Below are 25,008 nucleotides of genomic sequence, written 5' to 3'. Positions count from 1 at the left end.
TGACCGCCAAGACTCATTACTTATGCGACGAACCCGACCTCCATCAGGCTCGCACTGTTTTGTGGTTCAAACGTACGGAACAAAAATCAATGCCGAGCCAATCGACGCCCGAAGGCGATCAAGCTTGCGCTGCGGTTGTCTTTTCAACCAACTGCCCGTTCGCGGAGGACAGCAGGCCCGCCAATACGAAAGGCAGAATGCCTCCATTGGCGAAGTAGGTTGCTTCGATCGCTGTATCGATACGGGCCAATAGAGTTACGTCTTGCTGGCTGCCGTTCTGGCGGGTGATCCGAAGCGTGACATCTTGAGCAGGCGTTACGCCGTTTTCCACACCGAGAAGGTCGAAGGTTTCCGTGCCATCCAGCGCTAGGGACCTCACATCGTCAGCGCCTTTGAATTGCAATGGAAGTACGCCAAGTCCAGCCAGGTTACTGCGGTGAATACGCTCGAAGCTTTTGGCAATGACAGCCCGTACGCCCAGCAAGCGTGTACCCTTCGCCGCCCAGTCTCTACTGGAGCCCGACCCGTACTCCTCGCCGGCAAAGATCAACGTTGGCGTTTGAGCAGCGATGTAGCTGCGCGACGCATCGAACAAGGTTGTCCGAATACCTGAAGGCTGAAGTAACGTGTAGGGACCTTCGTCTGCCGATCCATCTGCCTTCGTCGCAAGCATCAGGTTCTTCAGGCGAACGTTGGCAAACGTACCACGTACCATGACCTCGAAGTGACCACGGCGAGCACCATAGGTGTTGAAATCCTTGCGCTCTACACCGTGTTCGGCGAGCCATTTTCCAGCACTCGAATCAGGAGTGATCGAGCCGGCCGGGCTGATGTGGTCTGTGGTGATGGAGTCGCCCAGGATGGCCAGCGCACGCGCGCCAAGGATGGGACGAGCCGCTTGAGTGGTGTCGAAGAAATCGGGCTCGGCGGCGTAGGTTGATTGAGGCCAATCGTACACCTCCCCCTCGCTGGTCTTGATTGAGTTCCACAGGTCGTGATCCTTGGTCAAATCAGCATAGAGGTTCTTGTACAGTTCAGCGTTTGCAGCCTTCACGCTCAGCGCTTTGATTTCATCATTGCTTGGCCAGAGATCGGCCAGCAGTACGGGCTTCCCATCGCGATCATAGCCCAATGGTTCAGTGGTCAGGTCACAGCGCGTGGAGCCCGCCAACGCAAATGCAACCACCAAAGGTGGACTGGCAAGGAAGTTTGCCCGCAGGTTGCCGTGAATACGGGCTTCGAAATTTCGATTGCCCGACAGCACTGCGCTGCATACCAAGTCCTCGCCAACCACTACCTTTTCCAAGGCAGGATCAAGCGGGCCGATATTGCCGACACAGGCGCCGCAGCCATACGCTGCGATGTCGAAGCCAAGCTGGCTCAGGGGCTGGGTCAGGCCGGCATCCTGCAGGTACGCGGTCACGACGCGCGAACCCGGTGTGAAAAGCGTCTTCACCCACGGCTTGGCGACCAGGCCCTTCTCGACTGCTTTTTTGGCCAGCAAGCCAGCGGCGATCAAGAGCTCGGGATTCGAGGTGTTGGTGCACGAAGTGATCGCTGCGACCAGCACATGACCGTGCCCTACTTCGTAAGTCTGTTGCGGACCAACCGCGCCGGCAGGCTGGGCAGTGACTGGGTACAGCTGCTCAAGCTGGTCCTTGCTCTTGGCATAGCCACCGCTCTTGGCATCCTGGACCATGACTTCATCGAACCGACGCCCGAGGCCCGTAAGGTCAACGCGATCCTGGGGACGCTTGGGGCCAGATACGCACGGAACGATCTGGTCGAGATCGATCGTGATCACTGTCGAGTAATCAACACTGCCAACAGCAGGTGTACCGAACATGTCCTGGGCTTCGAAGTACTTGCGAATCAGCTCGATCTGCTCGGCACTACGCCCAGTCTGGCTGTAGTAGTCGAGTGTCTTGTCGTCGACCGGAAAAAACCCCGTCGTTGCGCCGTATTCGGGCGCCATGTTGGCAATCGTTGCGCGGTCGGTCGCGCTGAGGGAGCTTGCCCCCTCACCAAAGAACTCGACCAGCTTGCCTACCACCTTGGCAGCACGCAGCGTCTGAGTTATCTGCAGCACAGCATCTGTGGCGGTGACTCCAGGACGCAGGCTGCCGCTGAGTTCAACCCCGACCACATCCGGCATCAACATGTACACAGGCTGCCCCAGCATGCCAGCTTCGGCCTCGATACCCCCCACGCCCCAGCCCAGCACGCCAATGCCATTGATCATCGTCGTATGGCTATCAGTGCCCACGAGCGTATCGGGATACACGAGCGAGTTCTTCTCGATGACACCTTGAGCCAGATACTCCAAATTGATCTGGTGACAGATACCGATGCCTGGAGGAATGACCTTGAATGTTTCGAACGCTTGCATGCCCCACTTCATCAGTTCATAGCGCTCACGGTTACGCTGGAATTCGACCTCCATATTCTTGCGAAGCGCGCCGGGCACATTGGAAAACTCTGTCTGCACCGAGTGATCGACAACGAGGTGAACGGGTACCAGTGGCTCAATAGCTTTGGGGTCACCACCCCGCTTTTTCGCCTGGCTGCGCATGGCAGCCAGGTCGGTCAATAACGGGATACCGGTGAAGTCCTGAAGAAGGACACGCCCCACTACAAACGGGATTTCACGCTCCCGACTGCCCTGTGGCTGCCAGCCTGCGAGATCCTCGACGTGAGACTGGAGCACCTTGCTGCCATCGCAGTTGCGCAGTACTGACTCCAACAGGATCCGAATCACGACAGGAAGACGGCTCAAGTTCGGATAAGCCGTCGCCTGCAGCGCAGGCAGTGAATAATAGTGGTGTTCACGGCCATCGGACGTCTTGAACGACCGCAGACTTGTTGTTGAAAGCTTGTTGGCGTCGGTCATGTGGCTCTCTCTAGGCAACTCATCAGGTACACGGTTGAAACTGGAGTCATTCGTCCGGCAGCGTTGAGTCCATGAAAACTGGACATTGTTTATTGTCTGCCGAATGTGCAGTCAGACTAGGTCCGCCGGATTGCGTTTGTCAATCAATAAACGCAACAAAATACCCATCCCATAAAAAAGCCACCTATACGGTGGCTTTGCTAGACGGACGATAGTAGGCCAGGGTCAGATCGTGTCCGGCACCGATTGCACCTTTGCAGTGGATTGGAATACGGCGGAAACCGCCTTCTTGCGCCACGCACCTTCGATATGCTGCCGCATGTAGCTGGCGGCGCCGAGGTTATCACCCGCTTCGATGGCACCCAGAATCTGTAGATGCTCTACAGCGAGCGCCTGGCGCGGCAGATCCAGCTGGGTCTGGCGGTATTCGGCCAAGCGGCGCACCTGGTCGAGCCGACGAAGCGTCTGGAGCGCGAATCGGTTGCCTGACCATTCGGCTATCGTTTCATGAAAGCGGGCATTGGACTCGAACCGCTCGATGGCGGTCATGGTCAGGTAGCCGCCGTCCAGAATCGCCTGCTGCTCTTCGCGCAGCAGGCGCAACTGCGCCAAATCAGGCCTGAACTTGCTATTCAAAATGCCGGCCGGCTCAATTGCCAGTCGCAGCGAGTACATGTCCTCATAGGCTTCCAGCGAGTCAATCATCGGAAGAAAACGCCAGCCGTAACCGACTTCCTTTTCAACCCAACCTTCGCTTTGTGCTCGCGAAAGCACTTTGCCAATCTCGCTTCTCGACACGTTCAGCAGGCGGGTGAGATCAGCCTCCGTTACAGAGTCAGCTACCAAACGATCAAAACGCGCGTCTGCCAAACGCAGGTAAAGCGGATCGTCGATTTCCTGAAAATGAGCCTGCAACTCTGGTGGCAGCGTGTCGACGTCCCCATGCACGTGATAGCCCCGGTTTTTGTCGAACCGCATCAGTCCGGCGCTCACCAGACACTCCAATGCCACCTTGACGGGTGAGCGAGACGTCCCTATCAGTTTGGCTAACGTCCACTCAGGTAGATGCGTGCCCTTGGGCAAGCGCTCTCGTCGAACGTAGCTGATGATCTCGCGCAACGCCTTGCGCTGGCTTTTGGTCAGATCCTGGGTCATTTCTTATGGGCTTAATAGGCCTGGCGGAGCGCCGAATATACACGCCGCAGAGCGATTCGGGGACAAAGCGCAACTGCTAGGGAAATTTCCACTTGCGGTATTTTTGCGTTTGTTGTCGAATAAACGCATAAAACTATCACAGTTCCCTGAGGTGCTCATGCCGCAACAGTCCTTCAAAGCCGTTTACATGCGAGGCGGCACCAGCAAGGGGGTCTTCTTCCGCACGGATTGGTTGCCAGACGATCCAGGGATCCGAGATCGCATTTTACTGCGCGTGATTGGCAGCCCGGACCCTTATGGTCAACAGATCGATGGCATGGGCGGAGCGACCTCCAGTACCAGCAAAGTCGTACTCGTCAGTAAATCCAAAGAGCCTGACTGTGACGTGGACTATCGCTTTGGTCAGGTCGCGATAGATCGGCCGATGGTCGACTGGTCCGGCAACTGCGGTAACCTGACGTCTGCCGTAGGCCCCTTCGCGATCGCACAAGGTCTTGTGGACGCGCCGGCAAATGGCATCGCGGTCGTCCGAATCTGGCAAGCCAATATCAATGCGAAGATCGTTGCCTACGTCCCGATGCGTGACGGACAGGTCGTCGAAGAAGGTGACTTCGAACTGGATGGCGTGACCTTTCCGGCAGCGGAGATAAAAATCGAATTCCTCGACCCCAGTGGCGATGCCGACGAAGAAGGCGCTAGTGGCATGTTTCCTACAGGAACTGCGTTGGACACTCTCTCTGTACCGGGCGTCGGTAACGTCGAGCTCACCATGATCAATGCCGGGAACCCAGCCATTTTCGTACATGCGGATGTTCTGGGCCTAAAAGGCAACGAGCTGCAGAAAGACCTCAACAGCAACCCCGAATTGCTGGCCAAAGCCGAGGCGATCCGCGCTCACGCAGCTGTGAAAATGGGCTTGGCAGAGTCCCCCGAGCAAGCGACACAGTTACGCCCTCACACCCCGAAATTGGCTTTCGTTGCAGCACCAGAAGGTTATACGGCGTCTGATGGCAAGGTTGTCGATCCGGCAACGCTCGATCTCAATGCGCGAATTTTTTCCATGGGCAAGCTGCATCACGCGATGACTGGAACCGGCGCTGTTGCAATCGCTGTTGCGGCCGTCATTCCTGGCACGGTCATCAATCGTCTGGTGCCAGATTCCGCGGGCCGCCAGATTCGCTTCGGGCATCCATCCGGAAGCCTCGCTGTAGGGGCAGAAGCGAGGCAGGCCGAAAGCACGTGGGTAGTTTCAAAGGCGGTCATGAGCCGTTCTGCGCGCCGTCTCATGGAAGGCAGTGTTCTGGTTCCCTCGGACACCTTATCGATATGAAAGCGATCAGCTCCGAGTTGCGTCAGGCCTTTGCCGTCACGGAAGAGCTACGGGTGGTGATCAACTATGGAAACCCTATTCTGGCTAATCGTCCGGTATCGGGCGATGAGGCCCAGGGGGTTTCTGTCGATATCGCTCGGCGCCTGGCTCAGGCCTTGAACCTGCGTCTGCGTTTGGTAACGGTCGACACCGCAGGGTTCGCAGTCAAGGCCGTCGAGAACGGCGAGGCTGACGTTGGCTTTTTCGCCATTGATCCTGTGAGAGGTGCTCAGATCGCATTCACCTCTCCCTACGTCATCATCGAAGGCTGCTACTTGGTGCGCGAGCACTTCCCGGCATACGCACTGGGCGATATCGATGTGGCTGGCAATCGCATCGCAGTGGGTGAAGGTAGCGCTTATGACCTGTTCCTGACTCGTGAAATACAGCATGCGACGCTGGTTCGCGCCCCGTCTTCACCGGCTGTGGTCAATACCTTCATTGAGCAGAATCTAGAGATTGCTGCAGGCGTTCGCCAGCAATTGGAGGCCGACCGCAGTACGAAGCCTGGGCTCAGGCTGATAGAAGAGCCTTTCATGCAGATCCGGCAAGCCATGGGCGTGCCCAAGGCGCGAGGGCAGCAAGCATCCATTTGGCTCGACGATTTCATCAGGGGCCTGATTGCCGAAGGCTTTATCCATCAGGCACTTTCACGTCATTCCATTACTGGCGTAACTGTTCCCTGACGAAGCGAACCGCTGTGTTCCACAGTGGCGTAGCTCTGCATCGCCATAACGGCAATCGGTAGCCCATAATCAACCCGGCGCTTGTAATGGAGCTGGCAGGCTCCACTGGGCAGGGCTGACTGGCTGCGACAGGTGTTTCTCTCTACTCCCCCCCCAAAAGAGGTTCAAACCCAATGGCCAAGGCCGCAGATGTCGTCGTGCAATGTCTGGAGAACGAAGGCGTTGAATACGTTTTCGGTATTCCCGGCGAAGAAAACCTGGACCTCCTCGAATCCCTGCGCAAATCGCCCATCAAGTTGATATTGACCCGCCACGAACAGTCTGCCGGTTTCATGGCGGCGACCTATGGCCGCCTGACAGGCAAGACCGGGGTTAGCCTCTCTACCCTTGGACCAGGTGCAACCAACCTCGTGACCGCCGGCGCCTACGCTTATCTGGGCGGCATGCCAATGCTCATGATCACAGGCCAAAAGCCGATCAAGAAGTCCAAGCAAGGTCGGTTCCAGATAATCGATGTCTGCCAAATGATGAGCCCTATCACCAAATACACTCACCAATTTGCCTCGGCGGACAACGTTCCGGCGCGCATGCGTGAGGCTTTCCGCCTTGCCGAAGAAGAGAAGCCTGGTGCCGTGCATCTGGAACTGCCGGAAGACATCGCGGCTGAGCAGACCGACAGCCTGCCTATCCCGCCGAGCCTCGCACGTCGCCCACTGGCCGAGCACAAGGCCGTCGAAGCTGCAGTCGCGAAGCTCAATACCGCGCGCAGCCCGATCCTGGTGATAGGCGCCGGCGCGAATCGCAAAATGACCGCCAAGGTTCTCAAGCAACTGATCGACCAGACGGGTATTCCGTTCATCACCACGCAAATGGGCAAAGGCGTTGTCGACGAGCGTCACCCACGCTTCCTCGGCAATGCTGCACTGTCGTCCGGCGACTTCGTGCACCGCGCCGTCGAGGCTGCCGACCTGATCATCAACATCGGCCACGACGTCATCGAGAAGCCGCCGTTCTTCATGGTCCGAGGCGGCACCGAAGTGATTCACATCAACTTCCGCTCCGCCGAAGTCGACGCTGTGTACTTCCCGCAGATCGAAGTCATTGGCGATATCGCCAACGCCGTCTGGCAGATCGGCGAAGCCCTGACCGACGTCAGCCACTGGGACTTCACCCGCCTGCTGGCCATACGCGAAGCCAATGAAGCGCAGATCGTCGAGGGTGCCGACGACGACCGCTTCCCGGTCTACCCACAACGTCTGGTGGCAGACGTTCGTCGCGCCCTGCCCTCCGAAGGCATCGTTGCGCTCGATAACGGGATCTACAAGATCTGGTTCGCGCGCAACTACAAGGCGCACAAGCCCAACACTGTTCTGCTCGACAACGCCTTGGCGACCATGGGAGCGGGCCTGCCCTCGGCCATGGCTGCACACCTGGTACACCCGGACCGTTCGGTGGTCTCGGTATGTGGTGATGGTGGCTTCATGATGAACAGCCAGGAGCTGGAAACCGCAGTCCGTCTGGGCATGCACATCACTGTGGTGATCCTGCGTGACGATGGTTACGGCATGATCCGCTGGAAGCAGGCCAACATGGGCTTCGCCGACTATGGCCTGGACTACGGCAACCCGGACTTCGTCAAATATGCCGAGGCTTACGGGGCCAATGGTCATCGTGTGGAAAGCGCCGCAGGTTTTCTGCCGCTTCTGGAGCACTGCATCAAGACCCCAGGCGTGCACGTGATCGATTGCCCCATCGACTACAGCGATAACGACCGTATCCTGAACTACGAGCTGCGTGAGTGCGCTCTGGCGGTTTAGACGTTAGCGGTTCATCCGCGGGAGCATCAAAAAGCTCGTGGGTGAATACCACTGCCACGCAGCAAAAAGCCCGGGTAGCTGAGCACAGCACCCGGGCTTTTTTTGCGCATGCTTTTTATCTAGAGGCTTGGGCAAGCTTCTGGGACTTTGCGTTCTGGCTACCGATGTAGAACACCAGTATCACGCCCACGAAGCACATGCCGGCAATGGGTAACAACGCCAGCGGGAAGCTACCTGTTTTGTCCCGAATGAGGCCCACGAAGAAGTTCAGCGTACCTGTACCCAAATGCCCCAACGTATTGACTGCTGCGATACCCACCGCCAACACACTCGGAGAAAGGGTTTCACCGGTAAGGGCCCAGAAAGGTCCTTTCAAGGCAAAATTGCTGATCAGTACCATGGACAGCAAGATCAGAGTGATGACCAACGAGTCGGTCATCAGGGTGGCAACGAAGCTCAGCCCCATGATCGCCATAGGGATCGCCGTGCTGAAGATCCGGTCGCCCGTTTTGTCGGCACGCATACCCCAGAAGATCATGAACGCCGCACCAAGCCCGAATGGAATCATGTTCAGCAGACCTGTCTGCGTATCGGTCAGGTGGAACGACTTGAGAATCTGAGGCATCCAGAGCGACAGGGTGTTGCTGGTGGCCGAGATGCTCATATAGATCACGGCGAGCAGCAGCACCCACTTGTTGCTCATGGCTGCCCAAATCTTGCTCGCACCGTGTTTGTGTGGCTTGTTGTTCTCGCTTTGCTCGCGATCTTTTTGCTCAGCTTCAAGACGGCCTGACAGCCAGCTTTTTTCGTCATCGGTCAGCCAACGAGCTTCAGACGGTTTGCTGGGGAGAAAAAACAGCGTGGCAATACCCATGATCACAGCAGGCAGTGCTTCGAGCATGAGTAACCACTGCCACCCACGGTAGTCCCAGATGCCATCCATTTTCAGCAACAGAACCGACAGCGGCGATCCGATGAAATTGGACAGCGGTACTGCGACCATGAACACGGCTACGATTCGTGCCATGTACGCTTTGGGGAACCAGGTAGTGAGGTAAAGCAGGACGCCTGGAAAGAAACCCGCTTCAGCGGCACCGAGCAGGAAGCGCGAAATACCATAGGAAATCGGACCGGTGATGAACGCCGTACAAAACCCTACGATGCCCCAAGTGATCATGATGCGGGCGATCCATCGCCGTGCGCCAAATTTCTCCATGGCAACGTTGCTGGGCATTTCAAACAGCACGTAGGCGACGAAAAACAACGTAGCTCCGAAGCCGAAAATGCTCGCTGTCAGACCAATGTCTTTGTTCATGGTCAACGCAGCGAAGCCAATGTTGACGCGGTCAATATAGGCGATGAAGTAGCAGAACATCAGGAAAGGCAGCAGCCGCAGCATCATTTTGCGCACGGCAGCCTTCTCGACCGGGGATATGGTTTTCGCGTCGGTGCTCATGACCGTTCCTCATTATTTTTAGATTCAGCCTCGACCCTGACAGTCAAGGCAGGTTCTCGGCTTCTGTTTGGATCTGTCAGCGTCGGAAGGCGCCAGCCTGAAATCCCGGGAAACCATACCCAGACGGGCCATGCGTATTTCACATCACAAACGCAATGAGGCTATGTGCATGCGTTGCGTTTGTCAATTCACAAAAGCATTTATCGCCCTCTCTTCTGCCACTAAAACCCATGAAAGCGGATTTTTATGGCAACCTTCAGCATGAACGCATTGCGCTTATCGTCACTCATAGGCAATCTCTTTGATTTTAAAAAGCGTCATACACGCGAATTCTCGCGTGGGCCACATGAGTGCTGCGCTAACGCAAGGAGGGTAGTGACCGGTTCCTGAAGGAACGGTACGCATGGCGGAGACCGCATCAATTCAATAAGGACTTAGCGTCTTGCGCTGCTGAGGGAAGACGCAACATAGTGTCCGGGATCAATGCCCCCCACCGGTGGATGTGTAGCACCACCCTCGGCGAAGTGACCAGCGGCGCCAACCGCTCTCTCGTGGCTGATATACACTAATGATATCAACCACGGGAGATTACCCAATGAGCCGGATTCTTGCCGACCTCACCCCCAAGCAACTTGAAGACCTCAACCAACTGGCATCGGCCTTGGACACATCGCGCGCAGCCCTGATCCGGGAAGCGGTGGCCGCCTTCGTCGCGGTCAAGAATGAGGAGCTGAAGCACGCCGCCCCGAACGTTTTCGGGCTGTGGAGGGATCGCGCCGTGGACGGCCTGGCTTACGAACAGGAGCTGCGCAACGAATGGTGAGGTCCCTGTTTGATACCAATATTCTGATCGACCACCTATCTGGTAGACCCCTGGCCGAGCAGGTTATCCACGCTGCACACAGACCCATGATCAGCTTGATCACCTACATGGAGGTGTTAGTGGGTGCAGGTCATGCCAAAGAGGCCGACACCCTGCGCCATTGGATGGGACAGCAATTCGAAGTGGTACCGGTCTCGCTTGATATCGCACACGAAGCTGTCTTGCTACGCCAGCAGCGCCGCATCAAATTGCCCGACGCGATCATTTGGGCAAGTGCGCGCCTGGCAGGCGCAGTCCTGGTGACACGTAACACCAAGGATTTCCCCGAGACCGAACTGGGCGTGCGTGTGCCGTACCACTTGTAAGCGTTTTGCGAATGCAGCCCCGTGCAGTGGTCTAGCGACCTCGGCCACCTTTTCAGGCAAAAAATGATCGCTACCTAGAGGTGTTGGATGAGCGGACAACGACGTACCGTTGCCAAACAACGGATCCTGGATTTGATTGAAAGCAGTGTACAGCCCAACGGGTGACTCCTTGCCCAGAAACCAAAAACCCCCGGAGCGCTAGACGCTCCGGGGGTTTTTGACGTATCGAATATGGCGGTGAAGAAGGGATTCGAACCCTACAGGTGGCAATCACAGTACTTCACAGTCCCCGGATTCATTGGCTTCTGACGGCAGGGCAATGGACAGCGAGGTACAAGAAAGGACCCTTTTTTGCCCTAAATTTGCCTTGGATCTTACCGGCCTTCTTTGAAGCCCAAGTGGACCGGTAGCGAACGTAAACACCCGACGGCTCATCTCATCCACACGTCATGCGGGCAGCAGTCCATTCGGAAAACGATTGACGTGAGCCACTGTCTTTGCAAATATAGGTAGTGCACTATATTATCGTGAGCTATTTATATGACTGCAATACCACAAAGCGTTGCAACGGAGTTCTCATTCGCTTTGCACGCAGCCGCTAACCGGATGGTGAGATTGCACAAGCCGTTTCTTGGACCACTGGACCTGACCTTTTCACAGTATCTGGTCACGCTAGAGCTGTTCAATGGCGCGCCACTGACCGTAGGCGAACTATGCATCCGTCTTGATATGGAAACAGGCACCATGACGCCGCTGCTCAAGAGACTTGAGGCTGCCGGCGTTGTTACGCGTACGCGTGACGCGTCTGACGAGCGTCGTGTACTTATTGATCTCTCTGCTCATGGTAGAGGGATGGAAGAAGATCTCCGAAGTATACCCAACAAGATCCGAGTGGCATGCCAGCTAAATGTGGATGAACTGGAAGAGTTGCGCCGTACGCTCGATGGTATCGGGCGTCCGGCAGCCGAATCCTGAGAACTGAAACTAATCCAAGTCAAAAGGAACGTCAATGAAGATTGGAATTATTGGTATAGGCAATATCGGGGGCACACTTGCCCGCAAACTTAGTGCCACAGGGCACGAAGTTCGCGTTGCCAACTCCAGAGGAGTTGAGAGTGTGCGACCCTTCGCTGAAGAAATTGGCGCAATTCCTTCCGATGCTAACGAAGCGGTCAATGGCGCAGACCTCGTAATTTTGTCGATCCCGTTTCCTGGCATCGCAAAGCTCCCAAAGGACTTGTTTAGTAAACTTGCTGAGGGTGCCCCAATCGTTGACACGGGCAACTACTATCCAGGCCTCCGCGATCCCGATATTGCCGAACTAGATGAGGGAAAGATCGAAAGCGTTTGGGTGTCTGAGCAAATCGGTCGTCCAATCATCAAGGCATTCAATAACATTCTAGCCTACTCGCTTGCCGAGCTTGGTCGCCCAGCTGGCTCACCCGATCGTATCGCCTTGGCCGTTGCTGGGGATGACGCTCAATCCAAGCAAATGGTCATGGGCATCGTAAACGAGATCGGTTTCGACCCAGTCGATGGAGGTTTGCTATCAGAATCCTGGCGTCAGCAGCCAGGTACTCCGGGCTACTGCTGCGATTACGATGCAGAGGCGATGCGCAAAGCTTTGAATGAAGCAGTTCCCGGCAAGGCACCCGAGGTTCGCAACAAAATATACAGCCTCTGGGGGCAGCTGGGCTCCAGTCCCAGTCATGCTGACGTGATCAACATGAATCGTCGGGTGCATTCAGACTACTGAGTCATCACGGTCAACCAGAGGTATATGTTATGAAAGTCGGAATTCTGGGTACTGGGTCCATCGGCGGAACACTGGCCAGAAAACTCAGCGCTGCCGGTCATACCGTGAAGGTGGCGAACTCCCGTGGCCCGGACACAATCGACCCAGAAGTGCTCTCCACAGGTGCATCAGGCGTAACAAAAGAGGAAGTCGTGACCGGCATCGATGTGCTGATCCTTTCGATTCCCTTCATCCGGATCCCATACCTCGCGCCAATGCTGGCTGGCCTTCCTGCTGAGACGGTAGTGATAGATACGTCGAATTACATCCCTTTCCGCGATGACAGGATCGAAGCTATCGAAAAGGGAAAACCCGATAGTATTTGGGTCTCCGAGAAACTAGGTCGTCCTATCGCGAAGGCTTGGAATTCAATCTATTCCGTAACGCTTAAAGAGATGGGCAGGCCCGTTGGCCACCCTGACCGTGTAGCCGCTCCCGTTGCTGCGGATCGCGACCGGGACCGAGAGGTGACGATGGCACTGGTTGAGGAATCGGGCTTCGACGCCTATTACGCCGGGACCATAGAAGAGTCCTGGCGCCAGCAATGTGGTGCCCCCTGTTACTGCACAGAAATTACGCTTGCAGAGCTGCCTGGGGCATTGGCCAGAGCTGATCTAGCACGTTCACGTAGACGGCAGGACCTCGCTTTCGCTGTATACGAAGAAAAGTACGGCACTTCCGGGATAAACCCGGACGGTGACTTCATAGTTCAACTGTCTCGCTTAATCAACTTGTAGAGTGCTGGTGTATTCAAATAGGGGGGGTTACGGGGCCTTGGGGGTTATTCAAACCCCCGGAACCTCCTCAAGGGGCACCAATTGGTACAAAAAGTGGTACGAGCTTCCGCACACCCGCCGACCAGTTTCACTCCACACTCTTGTACCACCGCGACTGCGCATAGAGGCATTCGCCCTCTTTTTCTAGCCCGCTCAGCACGAATCCGTTCGGTGCCATCCATGACAGTACCGCCTCATGCAACACAGGCAGTTCGCTCGGGCCGATAGAGTTCACGCCTTTGACGCTGGCCGTCATTGAGTTCCGGCTCACGGCTTGGCATAACTCTTCATTGATCCGCAGATCACCCACGGTCGCTGGCAGCCCACGGATCTCTGCCGCTTCATTCGGCTTGCCCAGGCGCATCCTTCGCGTCACCTAGCACCTCATGGCTCAATGCCGTGCTGGCGAACGATGTGGGTGACGACGCCCCACACGTTGAATTCGCCGCCTTGCATGATGAAGCGGTGGTGGTGGCCATCGCTTTTGGACCTCAGCACCGGCATGCCCCCGATTATCACCTGCCCCTTCTACACCTCCGCGCCCTTGTCGACGATCAACAGGTCAACTTCGAACATCCCAGAGCGGGTCATGCTGTCACCGTCGACACGCACCAAGCAGGTGCCGGGCGCGCGGATGCACGGCAGATCATCGAGAGCGATGTTAAGGTGTTCAGATTGGAATGGGCGGTCCATGACATAGCTCTTATTAGCCCCCATCACTTGCCCAGAAACCAAAAACCCCCGAAGCGCTGGACGCTCCGGGGGTTTTTGACGTATCGAATATGGCGGTGAAGAAGGGATTCGAACCCTTGATACAGTTTCCTGTATACACACTTTCCAGGCGTGCTCCTTCAGCCACTCGGACACTTCACCGTTTCTCGGCACACCTGTTCGGTGTGTCGAGGCGCGCTAATGTAGTCGATAGCGTTCGTGATGGCAAAGCTTTTCTGCAAGTTTTTCATGCGCTTAAGCCCAGCACCGAATTCCCTCGGGCCTGTCAGCGTGACCGGCCAGTCAGTCACGGCGCTTTACCCAGCCGGCAAGGCTGGGTAACGTCGGCGCCACAACACGACAAGGAATACCGGTATGAGTGAGCTGATCGATTACCAACTCGAGGGCGGCATCGTCACCCTGACCCTGAACAACGGCAAGGTGAACGCCATCTCGCCTGCCGTCATCGCGGCGTTCAACGAGGCTCTGGATCAGGCCGTAGAGGCGCGCGCCGTGGTGGTCATCACCGGTCAACCCGGCATCCTTTCGGCAGGCTACGACCTCAAGGTCATGACCTCGAGCCCGGAGAATGCGATCAGTCTGGTCACCCTGGGCTCTACCCTCGCCCGTCGGCTGTTGAGCCATCCGTTCCCGGTCATCGTGGCCTGCCCGGGACACGCCGTGGCCAAGGGTGCGTTCCTGCTGCTGTCGGCCGATTACCGGATCGGCGTGGAAGGCCCGTTCCATATCGGGTTGAACGAGGTGCAGATCGGCATGACCATGCACCACGCCGGCATCGAGCTGGCCAGGGATCGCCTGCGCCGTTCAGCCTTCCAGCGCTCGGTGATCGGTGCGGAAATGTTCGATCCTGCCGGGGCGTTGCAGGCCGGTTTTCTCGATGAGGTGGTGCCGCCCGAGCAGTTGCAGGCCGCCGCCCTCGCTGCAGCGCAACGCTTGCAGAAGCTCAACATGAAAGCCCACGCCAGGACCAAGCTCAAGGCACGCAAAGCGTTCCTGGAGACCTTGGACGAAGCCATCCGGATTGACCAGGAGCAAGGCTTCTAAGGCGCGTCAGTACGAGCGGTAGGGACCCTTGCCCACAACACGTTGGGCCTTCACTGTGGCGGGCGTGAACAGGCCGCTGCGCAGTGCAATGCGCCATCGATGAACTGAACCGCGAACTGCGCCGCGCCGGAACACTCCTATCCACAGCAGGCCCATCCCGGGTGTCCCTGCCAATCGAAGAAGTGAGCATCATGGGCCGAGTGGTCGCCGCCGCGGTATACAGCGCGGGCAAGAAGATTACCGACATCAGCCTCGACGACGGCGCGCAGTGGGCGCGGCGTCCGGGGCATTTCGTATGGATCGGCCTGGAACAGCCCGACGCCGAACAGATGAGCCAACTGCAGAAACAGTTCGACCTGCATGAGCTGGCCATCGAAGACGCCCTCGAGGTGCACAGTCGACCCAAGCTCGAAACCTTCGGCGATGCGCTGTTCATCGTGACCTATTCGCCGATCCGTCGAGACCGCAAAGTCGAGTTCGTCGAGACCCATATCTTCGCCGGACGCGGCTATATCATCACTTGCCGTAACGGTCACTCGGCCTCCTACGCCTCGGTGCGCAAGCGTTGCGAAGCGCGACCATTGCTGCTCGATCACGGCGAAGATTTCGTGCTCTACGCTCTGCTCGATTTCGTCACCGAGAATTACCAACCGGTCAGTGAGACCATTCACTGCGAAATCGAATCGCTGGAGCGCCGCGTGCTCGGTGGCTCGCTCAACGAAGCCGATATCCAGCACCTGCACGGGCTGCGCCGCGAGCTGCTGCGCATGCGCCGCTATGTGGCGCCCATGGTCGAGATCAGTGAAGAGCTGCAGCGGCTGGACTTCCCGTTCATCGACAAGAACATGCGCCCCTATTTCCGCGACGTGCAGATTCATGTGAACCGGCAGATGGAGGACTTGGCGACCATGAGTGACATCGCCACGCAGACCATCGAGATCGGCCTGCTGCTGGAGTCGTCGCGGCAAAGCCTGACCCAGCGCAAGTTTGCCGCGTGGGCAGCGATCCTGGCCTTTCCCACGGCCGTCGCCGGTATCTACGGGATGAACTTCGAAAACATGCCGGAGCTGACCTGGCACTACGGCTACTACATCGTGCTGGGGGTCATCGCGTCCGGCTGCACCGGCCTGTTCGCCGGCTTCAAGCGCGCTGGCTGGCTGTAGCCGCGCGCTGTCCGACCCTGCCAGGGCACGAGCGTCACGCCGCGGGCGGGGTGCCCTGCGCGACGAAACGCATCATCCATTCAGCCACGGTGATGCCGTGGTGATCACGGTCCAGGCTGGCAATGGCTTTCTGATACACCGGCTCGCCCAGATGCTGCTGACGAATGTCGAGCAGCGCTCTGGAATAGTCATGGATGAATTCCGGATGCCCCTGGAAACACAGGACCTGATCACCGATCTGATAGGCCGCGAATGGGCAGAATTCGCTCGACGCCACGACCGATGCGTTCTGCGGCAGCGACGTCACCTGGTCTTGATGGCTGATCAGCAGGGTCAACGTTTCGACTTCCGGACTCATCCAGGACGCACGGTTGGCCAGGCTGTATTCATGGGTGCCCACTCCCCAGCCTTGCGTCGCGCGCTCTGCCTTGCCGCCCAGCAGCAGCGCCAGCAGCTGATGGCCAAAGCAGATGCCGAGCAGCTTGTCGCCGCGCTGGTAGCGCTCCAGCAGAAACGTCTTGAGCGTTTCGATCCACGGGTCGGTGGCAAAGGAGTCAGCCTTGCTACCGGTGACCAGATACGCGTCGTAGTGGGCATCGGCCGGTGGGTATTCACCGTTCATCACATTGAACACGGTGAACTTGGCAGGGATGGGCTGGCTGGCGAACAACGTTTCGAACATGCGGCCGTAGCCATGGTATTGCTCGACCAGCTCGGGCCGCAGGACGTCGGTTTCCAGGATGCAGATGTTGAGGGTCATAGGTCACTCGATGGAGAGGGAACGCAGGTAACAAGCCTGCCCGTTATCGGCGCTGGCTGGCAAGTGAAGCTGCGCCGGATTTGCCCGATGAACGGTAATTCACACTGCCGAGCTTGCATTTGCCTTCTTGGGCGTCTAGCACGGCGTGTTCAAAATCAGCAAAAGAGTTCCTTAGTCGAGTTTGATCGAAACGACCCCGTTTACCGTGGCAAAGCGTTCTAAGCCCCGTCAATCAAGGGTTCTAAGGTAAAAGCATGACTATTGATGCGGCCGTATGGGCACATCGAGTCGTGGGGGTGCACCTTTTCGCCAAGCTCAACCAAGGTTGCAGCATGGGTTGGCGCCAGGAAGAACATAACTCATAGGCAGTCTGCCATGTTCAAACATCCAAAGATCCGCCAGGCCGGACTCATTGTGTTCACCATGACGCTGGTGCTGATCCTGCCCAATCTGGGCAGGCTGTTCAGTTGAGGCGTTGCGGCCAGCCTGCAGACCGCTCTCGGATCTAGCCCTGGGTCTGACTCTGGGACTGCGGCGCAGTGGCCACGCTGACCACAGGTGCGCTCGGTGCGACCAGTACCTTGGCGTGCATTTGCTCGAAACCGCCACCGCGACGCATACCGCGCACCGGGCAGGCATCCAGGTAGTCCAGGCCTATCGCCAGTTTCAAGTGGCGTTCCGGGCGCGCCAATTGGTTGGTCACATCGAAGCTGTACCAGGCATCGTCGAGCCAGGCTTCGGCCCAGGCGTGGCTGGCCATGTGCTCGGTGTCCTCGGTAAACAGGTAGCCAGAGACATAGCGTGCCGGGATCCCCAGGCTGCGGGCACAGGCAAGAAAGGCATGGGTGTGGTCCTGACAGACCCCGGCGCCGCTGGCGAAGGCTTGCGCGGCACAGGTGTCCACGGCCGTCGCACCGCTGGTGTAGGTGATGTGCTGGTGCAGGCCCTGCATCAGGTCGATCAGGCCATTGCGGTCGCGCCGCGTGTGGCACTGTTCGGCGGCAAAGGCACGCAAGGCGTCGTCGGCCTCGGTCAGCCGGGTGAACCGCAGGAACGGCAGTGGTGACTGTGTCTCGTGTTCGGCCTCGCGGGTTTCGTCGATCTCGACCTGGCCACGCGCGCCGATGATGATCGCGTCGTGCGGCTCGTCCAGGGTCAGCACATGCAGGATGTTGCCGAACGGGTCGAGCTGGGCGCGCACCGGGCGCGGCAGGTCAAGCTGCCAGCTGAGAATGCGCTGGCGTTCGCTGTCGTGCGGCGTAAGGCGCAGGTACTGGATGCTGGCGCGCACCTCGTCATCGTAGTGATAGGCGGTTTCGTGACTGATGTTAAGCCTCATACAGCCTCCAGATAGGCACTGTGGATCGCATTGCCCAACTGGCGCACCAGCGGGATCTGTTCGTTCAACCACTCGTGCAGGCCTTCGTCGAGGATCTCGTCGATACCGGTGTAGCGCAGGCGTGCATCCAGTTCGGCGGCCAGGCGCTGCGCCGGGCGACCATTGGCGCCGGGCAGGTCGGCGAGAATCTGGTTGATCTCCTCGGTACACGCGCGCAGCGAACGGGGCACGTCGGCGCGCAGCAGCAACAGTTCGGCCACCGGCTTGGCGGCCGGTGCATCGCGATAGATTTCGGTGTAGGCCTCGAAGCTCGACAGCGCGCGCAGCAGCGCACTCCACTGGTAGTAACCACGGGCCGAGCTGTCGTCGACCGAATAGGCATCGTCGCCGAGCATCTCGTAACGCGCATCGAGCAAGCGCAGGGTGTTGTCGGCGCGCTCGATGAAGGTGCCCAGGCGAATGAAGCGGAACGCATCGTTGCGCATCAGCGTGCCATAGGTCGCTCCACGAAACAGGTGGGCGCGCTCCTTGACCCAGTCACAGAACCGACTCATGCCATAGCGACCCACGCCCTGCTCGGCAATCCCGCGGATCTCCAGCCAGGTGGAGTTGATGTTCTCCCACATGTCGGCGGTGATCCGCCCGCGCACCGCATGGGCGCTGGCCCGTGCCGCCCCCAGGCAGCTGTAGATGCTGGCCGGATTGGCCGGATCCAAAGCAAAAAAATGCAGCAAGCGCTCGGCATGCAGCTGGCCGTGACGTTCCAGGTAGTCTTCCAGGGTGCCGGTGATCAACAGCGGCATGGCGATTTCGTCGAGGCCGTCACCGCGGCCATCCTGCGGCATCAACGACAGCGAATAGCTGACATCGAGCATGCGCGCGAGGTTTTCGACGCGCTCCAGATAGCGCGACATCCAATACAGATCAGAGGCAGTTCTACTTAGCATTGGCAGGCATCCTTAATCCTCGACCACCCAGGTGTCTTTGGTCCCGCCGCCCTGCGACGAATTCACCACCAGCGAGCCTTCACGCAACGCCACACGGGTCAGGCCGCCTGGCACCACGCGGGTTTCACGGCCGGCCAGAACGAAGGGGCGAAGGTCGATGTGGCGCGGTGCGATGCCGTTCTCGACGAACGTCGGGCAGGTCGACAGCGACAACGTGGGTTGGGCGATGTAGGCATGGGGTCGGGCCTTGAGGCGCGCCCGGAAGTTTTCGATTTCGGCGGCACTCGCGCAAGGGCCTACCAGCATGCCGTAGCCACCCGAACCCTGGGTTTCCTTGACCACCAGATCAGGCAGGTTGGCCAGCACATGGGACAGCTCCGAAGGCTTGCGGCACTGCCAGGTCGGCACGTTCTTGAGGATGGGTTCTTCATCCAGGTAGAAGCGGATCATGTCGGTGACGAAGGGGTAGACCGACTTGTCGTCGGCCACGCCGGTGCCGATGGCATTGGCCAATACCACATTTCCGGAGCGATACGCGGCCAGCAGGCCGGGAACGCCAAGCATGGAGTCGGGGTTGAAGGCCAATGGGTCGAGGAAGGCGTCGTCCAGGCGTCGATAGATCACGTCCACCGGCTTGGGTCCGTCGGTGGTGCGCATGAACACCTTGTCGTCACGCACGAACAGGTCCGCACCTTCCACCAGCTCTACGCCCATTTCGCGCGCCAGGAAGGCGTGCTCGAAGAACGCACTGTTGAACCGGCCCGGGGTCAGCACCACCACGCTGGGATTGTCGATCGCGCTGGAGCTTTTCAGGGTATCGAGCAGCAGATTGGGGTAGTGATCCACGGGAGCGATGCGCTGCGCGGCGAACAGCTCGGGAAACAGCCGCATCATCATCTTGCGGTCTTCGAGCATATAGCTCACGCCACTGGGCGTGCGCAGGTTGTCTTCCAGTACGTAGTAGGAACCGTCACCGTCGCGCACCAGGTCGACCCCGGAAATGTGCGAATAGATATCGCGGTGCAAGTCCAGTCCTTGCATCGCCAGCTGATACTGCTCGTTGGCCAGCACCTGCTCGGCAGGGATGATCCCGGCCTTGATGATGCGCTGGTCGTGATACAGGTCGGCGAGGAACATGTTCAGCGCCTTGACGCGCTGGATACAGCCACGCTCCACGATGCGCCATTCGCTGGCAGGAATGCTGCGTGGAATGGTGTCGAAGGGAATCAGCCGTTCGGTGCCCTGCTCGTCGCCGTACAAGGTGAAGGTGATGCCGGCTCGATGAAACAACAAATCGGCCTCGCGTCGACGCTGGGCAAGCAGTTCCTGCGGCGTATCGGCCAACCAACGGGCGAACTCCCGGTAATGCGGGCGAACTTGGCCATCGGCATCGTACATCTCATCATAATAGGTGCGGCTCATGCCGTACTCCTTGTCACCCGGACCCAAGAGCCTTCGCAAGGCCCGTGCCATCGGCATATGTGCCATTAAATCAAGCGCTTGGAATTCCCAGCCGGGAACCGTGCACCGTTATTGTGCGGCAACGTCCGAACGCCGCTGACATGCGCTTCATTGCGAAGCGGATATTTCAAGCGGCTTGAGGCTATGACCAGCATAGACAGAGTTGAATTCAATAGCTTGCAGCGTTAGTGCATATTTAATTCATCGGCACCGGCAAAAGCTTGGCGCCCCATTGCGAGTCACCGAATTCCCTTTCGCCGCCACCTTGTGAGCGGCATTTTTTTGCCTGCGATTCGCTGAGCAGGTGAACCACGGCGCTGCCGTGGTCCACCTGGTTTCAGGCCTGCGGGCGTTGGACCTCGTGCTTCACGCCCCACCCCTCGATTTCGCCTTTCAGAGGCTCGACCACGGCTTCGAAATCCTGCTCGAATTCACCGATGCCGCCGTAGGTCGCGTACATCAGCTTGCTCAACTCCAGGTGCCAGGCACCATCGTCGCGCTCGCTTATCTGGGCATTGAGCGACTCGCCGCGAAACTTGCCGGCAGCCGTCCGCGCCCGGTCTTCATCGGGAAAGACCGCATAGAACTCGATAGGATGAATGCGTGCGAAATCGAAACCGCCCTCTTTCATGCGGCGCAATACATTGCTGCTGATGTCTTCTTGATAGGTTGTGCTCATGAATCGTCTCCCTCAGCAATAACGACGGATAGACTTTCAGTACTTCCAGAACCTCCTCGGAACAAGGAATGGGTGCGGTGCAGCGTCGAGGACGCGGCGCCTGGAATCGAGCCTGTTGCAAGAAGCATGGTACGAAAACGAGCAGCAGGATCCGTGGGGACCCTGCCCGCAGAGTAGCGCGAAGGCCGGGCCCGTGCCAATGGCCCGGATCAGATGAAATTCAAGCGACTTCGGTGATGGCCGTGATTTCCACGCTGTGCTGCGACTTGAGGGTCTTGGCAACCGGCGAGGCAACGTTGTCGGGAAGATTGACTTCATCCAGTCCGGCTGCGACGGGGTACAGCTTGGAGCGAACGAGCGTTGCCGCCTCTTCGATCGACGGGCAGGTGTCAGCACGGATAGCCATGCTGTCCAGCACGCCATCCTTGTTGACGAAGCTGATTTTCCACTCTTTCATCGGTGTACATCTCCTCGACGGAATTCAGGCAGGAATCTGCTTGATACGCTCACACAACGTTGACTCGCAGCGGCGGGGATTCGTTCCGGCCAGCGGATTGCCGGAGGCGTGCCACGCAGCACCGACACAGCCATGAAAAAAGGCCCCGAAGGGCCTTTTACAGTACACCAGGTACTTACTCCTGCTTGCTCTCCACCGCACCTGCGGTGTTGTCCAGCAGGCTCTTGGTCGCGGTCTGGATGAACGAGTCCAGCTTGGCCCGCAATTGCGGCACATCGTCGGCATCAGGGATCAGCTGGGCGTCGAATTCACGGCCCAGCTGATAGCGATACAGCCGCGTGTCCATGTCACGGGGCTCGACCAGAATGCGGTCGCCCTTGATGATCGCCACGGTCTGCTCGCTGCCCGAAGGCTTGATCACGGCGAAGCCGGGGTCGCCGGCAGGCAGGTTGAGCAGGTCGCGTCCCCAGCACTGGTGCTGGCTGGCGCCGCCCAGGCGGCCCATGATGGTCGGTACCACATCGGGCTGCGAGCCGACGGTGTGGTTGACCTTGCCGAATTTGTCCTGGATGCCCGGCCCGATCAGCAGCAGCGGTACGTTGAAGCGGCCCAGATCCATCTCGGTGATCTGCTTCTGGTTACCGAAGCCATGGTCGCCCAGCACGATGAACAGGGTTTCCTTGAAGTACGGCTCCTTGCGCGCCTTCTCGAAGAACTGGCCCAGGGCCCAGTCCGAGTAGCGCATGGCGGTCAAGTGCAGGTCCAGGCTGCTGCGCCCGGTGACCTTGTCCACTGGCAGATTCGCCGGCAGAGCGTAGGGCACGTGGTTGGACAGGGTCTGCAGCAGTGCGTAGAACGGCTTGCCGGCGGCGCCGCGCTTGGCCAGTTCTTCGTTGCCGCGGTCGAACATGTCCTGGTCGGACACGCCCCAGGTCGGATCGGAGAACACTGGATTGACGAAGTCGTTGCGGCCGATGAACGTGGTCATGCCCTGGTTGCTGAAGAACCCGGACTGGTTGTCCCAGGCGAAGTCGCCGTTATAGACATACACGTCGTCGTAACCACGCGCGGCGCTGAGCATCTCCGGCAGGCCGGAGAGCTTGTGGCTGCCCTCGGGGGTCTGCATCAGGTATTCGAAGCCCGGCAGGTTGGGGAAACAGCCCATGGTAGCGAACATGCCCTGATGGGTATGGGTACCGCTGGAGAAGAAGCGATCGAACAGCAGGCCTTCCTGGGCCAGCTTGTCGAAGTACGGCGTGATGCCGCCCTCGGCGCCCAACGCGCCCACCGAATGGCCGGCAAAGCTCTCCATCAGGATCACCACCACGTTCTTGATCGGCAGGGTGTTGGCCTGAGGCGGCTGGAAGTTGCGGCGCACGGCGGCGGTGTCGCTGTCCACCAGGGTGTCGTGGGGCGTCAGCAGCATTTCACGGACGGCGTTCTGCGCTTCGTCCTGCGGCAGGGTCGCCTTCCAGATATTGTCGCGGTCTTCGGACATGCGGCTTTTCGCGGCGGCGATCAATGTCAGCGAGCCGTTGAGGCCCAGCTGGTTGGCGAAGTTCGAATCGGTGGTGTAGGCGTCGCCCCAGCGCAACGGCGGACCTTGGCGCAAGGTGCCGCGCGCGGCCACCACGGCAATCAGCAGGATGACCACGAACACACCGACGCGTGCATACCACGGCGCCACCGGCTTGCCGACGCTGGCCGCCGTGGCGAAGCGCGGACGGGTCAGGCGGTCGAAGCCCTTGAACACCAAGCTCAGCAGCCAGGTCACGAAGACCCAGGCCAGCAGATAGCGCACCACGGGATAGCCATACCAGATCATGCTCAGCACGGTCTTGGGGTCTTCCTTCACGTACTGGAACACCAGGCCGTTGAGGCGCTGGTGAAACTCGCGGTAGAAGTCCATCTCCATCAGGCCGCACAGCAGCACCACGCTGGACACTATCGTCAGCCAGGCGCGGAACAGCCCGCGCCAGCGCATGGCGCGAGCGCTGAGTACCGCCAGCAGCAGTGGAATCAGCAGGTACACCACCAGGCGCAGGTCGAAGCGCAAGCCATTGAGGAAAGCTTCGACGAAGGTGCTGGCAGGCGTATCACCGATCATCTCGCGGTTGTACATCAGCAAGGCCAGGCGCAATCCGCTGAGCATCAGCATGATTGCCAGGCCGCTGAGCAGGGTATAAGCCAGGTGCGATTTGACGGTCGGTTGCAGGGTGCCGCGCGCGGCCTGCTTTTGACTCAAGGCGTCCGGAGTAGCCATGTGTGGGAAAGGTCCGTTGAGGTCTGTCGGTTAGGGTCTATGGGTGACGCGAAGGTGAAATCTGGGCGCGGATTGTCCGTGAAGACAGGTGAAAATTCCGTTCAGATTCTTTGCCGCGGCCGCGAAACGGCGGTCGGGCCGGGGATGATACGTCGGCAGGGCTGGCAGGTCGAACCCGTTGCAGGTTCGACCTGTTGCATTCAGACCCGTACGTTGCCGCGTGGACCAGCGATGGCCCAGATGATCAGGCCCAATACCGGCAGCAGGATGATCAGCAGTACCCACAGGACCTTGGCCCCGGTCGAGGCACCACTCTTGATGACGTTGATGACCGCCCAGATGTCCAGCGCGAGGATGATCAGGCCGATCAGGCTATTGAAAGTGGAACCCATGTGATACTCCTTGTGGATGGCATGCATCAACTAGGATAGCGGCGTGTCGCAGGGGTTCCGTGGCAACCGAGCGAAAGCTGGAACTGGCGTTCAGACGTGCAGTGCGACGCGCAATGCCTCCAGGGCAGGTACCGCCACGATGTGCAATTCGGCGCCCAGCGCCACCACCCGATCCACGTCCTTGCCGTACACCAGCACCATCTGCAGTTCATCGTCCAGTGGCTGGCTGAAGTTGAACAGCACGTAGCCGCCCTCCTCCTTGCTCATGGCTCCCAGTTGCACCTGGATACGATTGAGTGCGGTCAGCGCCTCGACCTTGCTCAGCTGCTTGGGCTTGATATTGAACGTCACGTCGGGCCCGAACGAGTCGATGATCTGCTGCAGCAGCTCGGGGTAGGTGTCGGCCTGGAAAATGACCGTGTCGGGCAGGCTGCCCACCACGACCCATTCGCCCAGCGGGATGGCAAAGCTGTCGTCGTAGTTGATGTCGGGGTTGGCGGCCAGGAAGGCCTGGGGATCGGCGTAGGCCTGGGCGGCCTCATCGGCAATGCGTTCGATGTCCTCATCGCGCATGCAGCCCGAACCGATTTTACCGATGAGTTCGACAAGTGACTGTTTCATGAGGCAACCCCTGCGGCG

24 protein-coding genes and 1 tRNA gene are annotated in these 25,008 nt (G+C 58.7%); 10 read left to right on the top strand and 15 right to left on the bottom strand.

Annotated elements, in window-relative coordinates; translation table 11 throughout:
- Positions 1 to 118: 118 nt before the first annotated feature.
- Together acnA and IFT76_RS08925 are read right to left on the bottom strand one after the other, a co-directional pair.
- Entirely contained in the window at positions 119 to 2,890 is a 2,772-nt protein-coding gene (gene acnA, locus IFT76_RS08930) for an aconitate hydratase AcnA (RefSeq protein WP_192057962.1), read from the bottom strand.
- A 225-nt stretch (positions 2,891 to 3,115) separates the two neighbouring features.
- Entirely contained in the window at positions 3,116 to 4,045 is a 930-nt protein-coding gene (locus tag IFT76_RS08925) for a GntR family transcriptional regulator (protein ID WP_192057961.1), read from the bottom strand.
- Between the two features lie 157 nt (positions 4,046 to 4,202).
- On the opposite strand from IFT76_RS08925, the gene prpF reads away from it, so the two are divergent.
- The 3 genes from prpF (at position 4,203) to IFT76_RS08910 (ending at position 7,917) form a co-directional block, all read left to right on the top strand.
- On the top strand, positions 4,203 to 5,375 hold the full coding sequence (prpF, locus tag IFT76_RS08920) for a 2-methylaconitate cis-trans isomerase PrpF (protein WP_192057959.1): 1,173 nt from the start codon (positions 4,203 to 4,205) through the stop codon (positions 5,373 to 5,375).
- Entirely contained in the window at positions 5,372 to 6,100 is a 729-nt protein-coding gene (locus tag IFT76_RS08915) for a transporter substrate-binding domain-containing protein (protein ID WP_192057957.1), read from the top strand. The genes prpF and IFT76_RS08915 overlap by 4 nt, the downstream gene beginning before the upstream one ends.
- Positions 6,101 to 6,273: 173 nt before the next feature.
- Positions 6,274 to 7,917 carry an acetolactate synthase large subunit gene (locus tag IFT76_RS08910; RefSeq protein WP_192057955.1) on the top strand — a complete coding sequence of 548 codons (1,644 nt, stop codon included), beginning with the start codon at positions 6,274 to 6,276 and terminating at the stop codon, positions 7,915 to 7,917.
- A 115-nt stretch (positions 7,918 to 8,032) separates the two neighbouring features.
- Here IFT76_RS08910 and IFT76_RS08905 read toward each other — a convergent pair whose 3' ends face one another.
- Positions 8,033 to 9,373 (bottom strand): MFS transporter, encoded by a 1,341-nt coding sequence (locus IFT76_RS08905; RefSeq protein WP_192057954.1) that lies wholly within the window; start codon positions 9,371 to 9,373, stop codon positions 8,033 to 8,035.
- 595 nt (positions 9,374 to 9,968) lie between these two features.
- Between IFT76_RS08905 and IFT76_RS08900 the strand changes: the two genes are divergently transcribed.
- The 5 genes from IFT76_RS08900 (at position 9,969) to IFT76_RS08880 (ending at position 13,093) form a co-directional block, all read left to right on the top strand.
- On the top strand, positions 9,969 to 10,196 hold the full coding sequence (locus IFT76_RS08900; protein ID WP_192057952.1) for a ribbon-helix-helix protein, CopG family: 228 nt from the start codon (positions 9,969 to 9,971) through the stop codon (positions 10,194 to 10,196).
- A complete protein-coding gene (locus IFT76_RS08895; protein ID WP_192057950.1) occupies positions 10,190 to 10,561 on the top strand; it encodes a type II toxin-antitoxin system VapC family toxin in 372 nt (123 codons plus the stop codon). The genes IFT76_RS08900 and IFT76_RS08895 overlap by 7 nt, the downstream gene beginning before the upstream one ends.
- Before the next feature lie 606 nt (positions 10,562 to 11,167).
- The gene (locus IFT76_RS08890) at positions 11,168 to 11,536 is read left to right on the top strand and encodes a MarR family winged helix-turn-helix transcriptional regulator (protein ID WP_342365575.1); all 369 of its coding nucleotides are present in this window, start codon (positions 11,168 to 11,170) and stop codon (positions 11,534 to 11,536) included.
- 34 nt (positions 11,537 to 11,570) lie between these two features.
- Entirely contained in the window at positions 11,571 to 12,317 is a 747-nt protein-coding gene (locus IFT76_RS08885) for an NADPH-dependent F420 reductase (RefSeq protein ID WP_192057946.1), read from the top strand.
- Entirely contained in the window at positions 12,314 to 13,093 is a 780-nt protein-coding gene (locus tag IFT76_RS08880) for an NADPH-dependent F420 reductase (RefSeq protein ID WP_274603811.1), read from the top strand. The genes IFT76_RS08885 and IFT76_RS08880 overlap by 4 nt, the downstream gene beginning before the upstream one ends.
- A 127-nt stretch (positions 13,094 to 13,220) precedes the next feature.
- On the opposite strand, the gene IFT76_RS08875 is transcribed toward IFT76_RS08880, so the two are convergent.
- The 3 genes from IFT76_RS08875 to IFT76_RS08865 form a co-directional block, all read right to left on the bottom strand.
- Positions 13,221 to 13,496, bottom strand: coding sequence for a hypothetical protein (locus IFT76_RS08875; RefSeq protein ID WP_192057942.1), 276 nt, complete (start codon positions 13,494 to 13,496; stop codon positions 13,221 to 13,223).
- Positions 13,497 to 13,660: 164 nt separating this feature from the next.
- Positions 13,661 to 13,825: a S24 family peptidase gene (locus IFT76_RS08870; RefSeq protein ID WP_192057941.1), complete on the bottom strand. Its 165-nt coding sequence runs from the start codon at positions 13,823 to 13,825 to the stop codon at positions 13,661 to 13,663.
- A gap of 90 nt (positions 13,826 to 13,915) precedes the next feature.
- Positions 13,916 to 14,005: transfer RNA gene (locus tag IFT76_RS08865), tRNA-Ser, on the bottom strand.
- A gap of 213 nt (positions 14,006 to 14,218) precedes the next feature.
- Here IFT76_RS08865 and IFT76_RS08860 point away from each other — a divergent pair.
- The gene (locus IFT76_RS08860; RefSeq protein ID WP_192057939.1) at positions 14,219 to 14,908 is read left to right on the top strand and encodes a crotonase/enoyl-CoA hydratase family protein; all 690 of its coding nucleotides are present in this window, start codon (positions 14,219 to 14,221) and stop codon (positions 14,906 to 14,908) included.
- Between the two features lie 191 nt (positions 14,909 to 15,099).
- On the top strand, positions 15,100 to 16,071 hold the full coding sequence (locus IFT76_RS08855) for a magnesium and cobalt transport protein CorA (RefSeq protein ID WP_192052972.1): 972 nt from the start codon (positions 15,100 to 15,102) through the stop codon (positions 16,069 to 16,071).
- 34 nt (positions 16,072 to 16,105) lie between these two features.
- Here IFT76_RS08855 and IFT76_RS08850 read toward each other — a convergent pair whose 3' ends face one another.
- The 9 genes from IFT76_RS08850 to IFT76_RS08810 all read right to left on the bottom strand — a co-directional run bounded on the left by IFT76_RS08850 (position 16,106) and on the right by IFT76_RS08810 (position 24,990).
- Positions 16,106 to 16,831 carry an amidotransferase gene (locus IFT76_RS08850; RefSeq protein ID WP_192052970.1) on the bottom strand — a complete coding sequence of 242 codons (726 nt, stop codon included), beginning with the start codon at positions 16,829 to 16,831 and terminating at the stop codon, positions 16,106 to 16,108.
- A 505-nt stretch (positions 16,832 to 17,336) separates the two neighbouring features.
- Positions 17,337 to 18,170 (bottom strand): transglutaminase family protein, encoded by an 834-nt coding sequence (locus IFT76_RS08845; protein WP_192057920.1) that lies wholly within the window; start codon positions 18,168 to 18,170, stop codon positions 17,337 to 17,339.
- Positions 18,167 to 19,117, bottom strand: a complete 951-nt coding sequence (locus tag IFT76_RS08840; protein WP_122476296.1) for an alpha-E domain-containing protein — start codon at positions 19,115 to 19,117, stop codon at positions 18,167 to 18,169. Before IFT76_RS08840 ends, IFT76_RS08845 begins: the two co-directional genes overlap by 4 nt.
- Before the next feature lie 12 nt (positions 19,118 to 19,129).
- Positions 19,130 to 20,539 carry a circularly permuted type 2 ATP-grasp protein gene (locus IFT76_RS08835; protein WP_122476298.1) on the bottom strand — a complete coding sequence of 470 codons (1,410 nt, stop codon included), beginning with the start codon at positions 20,537 to 20,539 and terminating at the stop codon, positions 19,130 to 19,132.
- Between the two features lie 376 nt (positions 20,540 to 20,915).
- Positions 20,916 to 21,257 (bottom strand): ribonuclease E inhibitor RraB, encoded by a 342-nt coding sequence (locus IFT76_RS08830; protein ID WP_192057918.1) that lies wholly within the window; start codon positions 21,255 to 21,257, stop codon positions 20,916 to 20,918.
- 220 nt (positions 21,258 to 21,477) lie between these two features.
- Entirely contained in the window at positions 21,478 to 21,714 is a 237-nt protein-coding gene (locus tag IFT76_RS08825; RefSeq protein ID WP_122476302.1) for a hypothetical protein, read from the bottom strand.
- 175 nt (positions 21,715 to 21,889) lie between these two features.
- A complete protein-coding gene (locus tag IFT76_RS08820; protein WP_192057916.1) occupies positions 21,890 to 23,977 on the bottom strand; it encodes an LTA synthase family protein in 2,088 nt (695 codons plus the stop codon).
- A 200-nt stretch (positions 23,978 to 24,177) separates the two neighbouring features.
- Complete coding sequence (locus IFT76_RS08815; RefSeq protein WP_043185491.1) at positions 24,178 to 24,369, bottom strand: PLDc N-terminal domain-containing protein; 192 nt, start codon at positions 24,367 to 24,369, stop codon at positions 24,178 to 24,180.
- Between the two features lie 90 nt (positions 24,370 to 24,459).
- On the bottom strand, positions 24,460 to 24,990 hold the full coding sequence (locus IFT76_RS08810; RefSeq protein ID WP_122794999.1) for a hypothetical protein: 531 nt from the start codon (positions 24,988 to 24,990) through the stop codon (positions 24,460 to 24,462).
- Positions 24,991 to 25,008: the final 18 nt, after the last annotated feature.

Source organism: Pseudomonas sp. CFBP 13727, from assembly GCF_014841915.1.
Lineage (GTDB): Bacteria > Pseudomonadota > Gammaproteobacteria > Pseudomonadales > Pseudomonadaceae > Aquipseudomonas > Aquipseudomonas baltica.
The sequence above is the reverse complement of the archived record's forward strand: the minus strand, read 5'-3'. Positions and strand labels throughout refer to the sequence as shown.

Coding starts and splice junctions, on each gene's coding strand:
- acnA (WP_192057962.1), bottom strand. CDS start 2,890: ATGACCGACGCCAACAAGCTTTCAACAACAAGTCTGCGGTCGTTCAAG.
- IFT76_RS08925 (WP_192057961.1), bottom strand. CDS start 4,045: ATGACCCAGGATCTGACCAAAAGCCAGCGCAAGGCGTTGCGCGAGATC.
- prpF (WP_192057959.1), top strand. CDS start 4,203: ATGCCGCAACAGTCCTTCAAAGCCGTTTACATGCGAGGCGGCACCAGC.
- IFT76_RS08915 (WP_192057957.1), top strand. CDS start 5,372: ATGAAAGCGATCAGCTCCGAGTTGCGTCAGGCCTTTGCCGTCACGGAA.
- IFT76_RS08910 (WP_192057955.1), top strand. CDS start 6,274: ATGGCCAAGGCCGCAGATGTCGTCGTGCAATGTCTGGAGAACGAAGGC.
- IFT76_RS08905 (WP_192057954.1), bottom strand. CDS start 9,373: ATGAGCACCGACGCGAAAACCATATCCCCGGTCGAGAAGGCTGCCGTG.
- IFT76_RS08900 (WP_192057952.1), top strand. CDS start 9,969: ATGAGCCGGATTCTTGCCGACCTCACCCCCAAGCAACTTGAAGACCTC.
- IFT76_RS08895 (WP_192057950.1), top strand. CDS start 10,190: ATGGTGAGGTCCCTGTTTGATACCAATATTCTGATCGACCACCTATCT.
- IFT76_RS08890 (WP_342365575.1), top strand. CDS start 11,168: ATGGTGAGATTGCACAAGCCGTTTCTTGGACCACTGGACCTGACCTTT.
- IFT76_RS08885 (WP_192057946.1), top strand. CDS start 11,571: ATGAAGATTGGAATTATTGGTATAGGCAATATCGGGGGCACACTTGCC.
- IFT76_RS08875 (WP_192057942.1), bottom strand. CDS start 13,496: ATGCGCCTGGGCAAGCCGAATGAAGCGGCAGAGATCCGTGGGCTGCCA.
- IFT76_RS08870 (WP_192057941.1), bottom strand. CDS start 13,825: ATGGACCGCCCATTCCAATCTGAACACCTTAACATCGCTCTCGATGAT.
- IFT76_RS08860 (WP_192057939.1), top strand. CDS start 14,219: ATGAGTGAGCTGATCGATTACCAACTCGAGGGCGGCATCGTCACCCTG.
- IFT76_RS08855 (WP_192052972.1), top strand. CDS start 15,100: ATGGGCCGAGTGGTCGCCGCCGCGGTATACAGCGCGGGCAAGAAGATT.
- IFT76_RS08850 (WP_192052970.1), bottom strand. CDS start 16,831: ATGACCCTCAACATCTGCATCCTGGAAACCGACGTCCTGCGGCCCGAG.
- IFT76_RS08845 (WP_192057920.1), bottom strand. CDS start 18,170: ATGAGGCTTAACATCAGTCACGAAACCGCCTATCACTACGATGACGAG.
- IFT76_RS08840 (WP_122476296.1), bottom strand. CDS start 19,117: ATGCTAAGTAGAACTGCCTCTGATCTGTATTGGATGTCGCGCTATCTG.
- IFT76_RS08835 (WP_122476298.1), bottom strand. CDS start 20,539: ATGAGCCGCACCTATTATGATGAGATGTACGATGCCGATGGCCAAGTT.
- IFT76_RS08830 (WP_192057918.1), bottom strand. CDS start 21,257: ATGAGCACAACCTATCAAGAAGACATCAGCAGCAATGTATTGCGCCGC.
- IFT76_RS08825 (WP_122476302.1), bottom strand. CDS start 21,714: ATGAAAGAGTGGAAAATCAGCTTCGTCAACAAGGATGGCGTGCTGGAC.
- IFT76_RS08820 (WP_192057916.1), bottom strand. CDS start 23,977: ATGGCTACTCCGGACGCCTTGAGTCAAAAGCAGGCCGCGCGCGGCACC.
- IFT76_RS08815 (WP_043185491.1), bottom strand. CDS start 24,369: ATGGGTTCCACTTTCAATAGCCTGATCGGCCTGATCATCCTCGCGCTG.
- IFT76_RS08810 (WP_122794999.1), bottom strand. CDS start 24,990: ATGAAACAGTCACTTGTCGAACTCATCGGTAAAATCGGTTCGGGCTGC.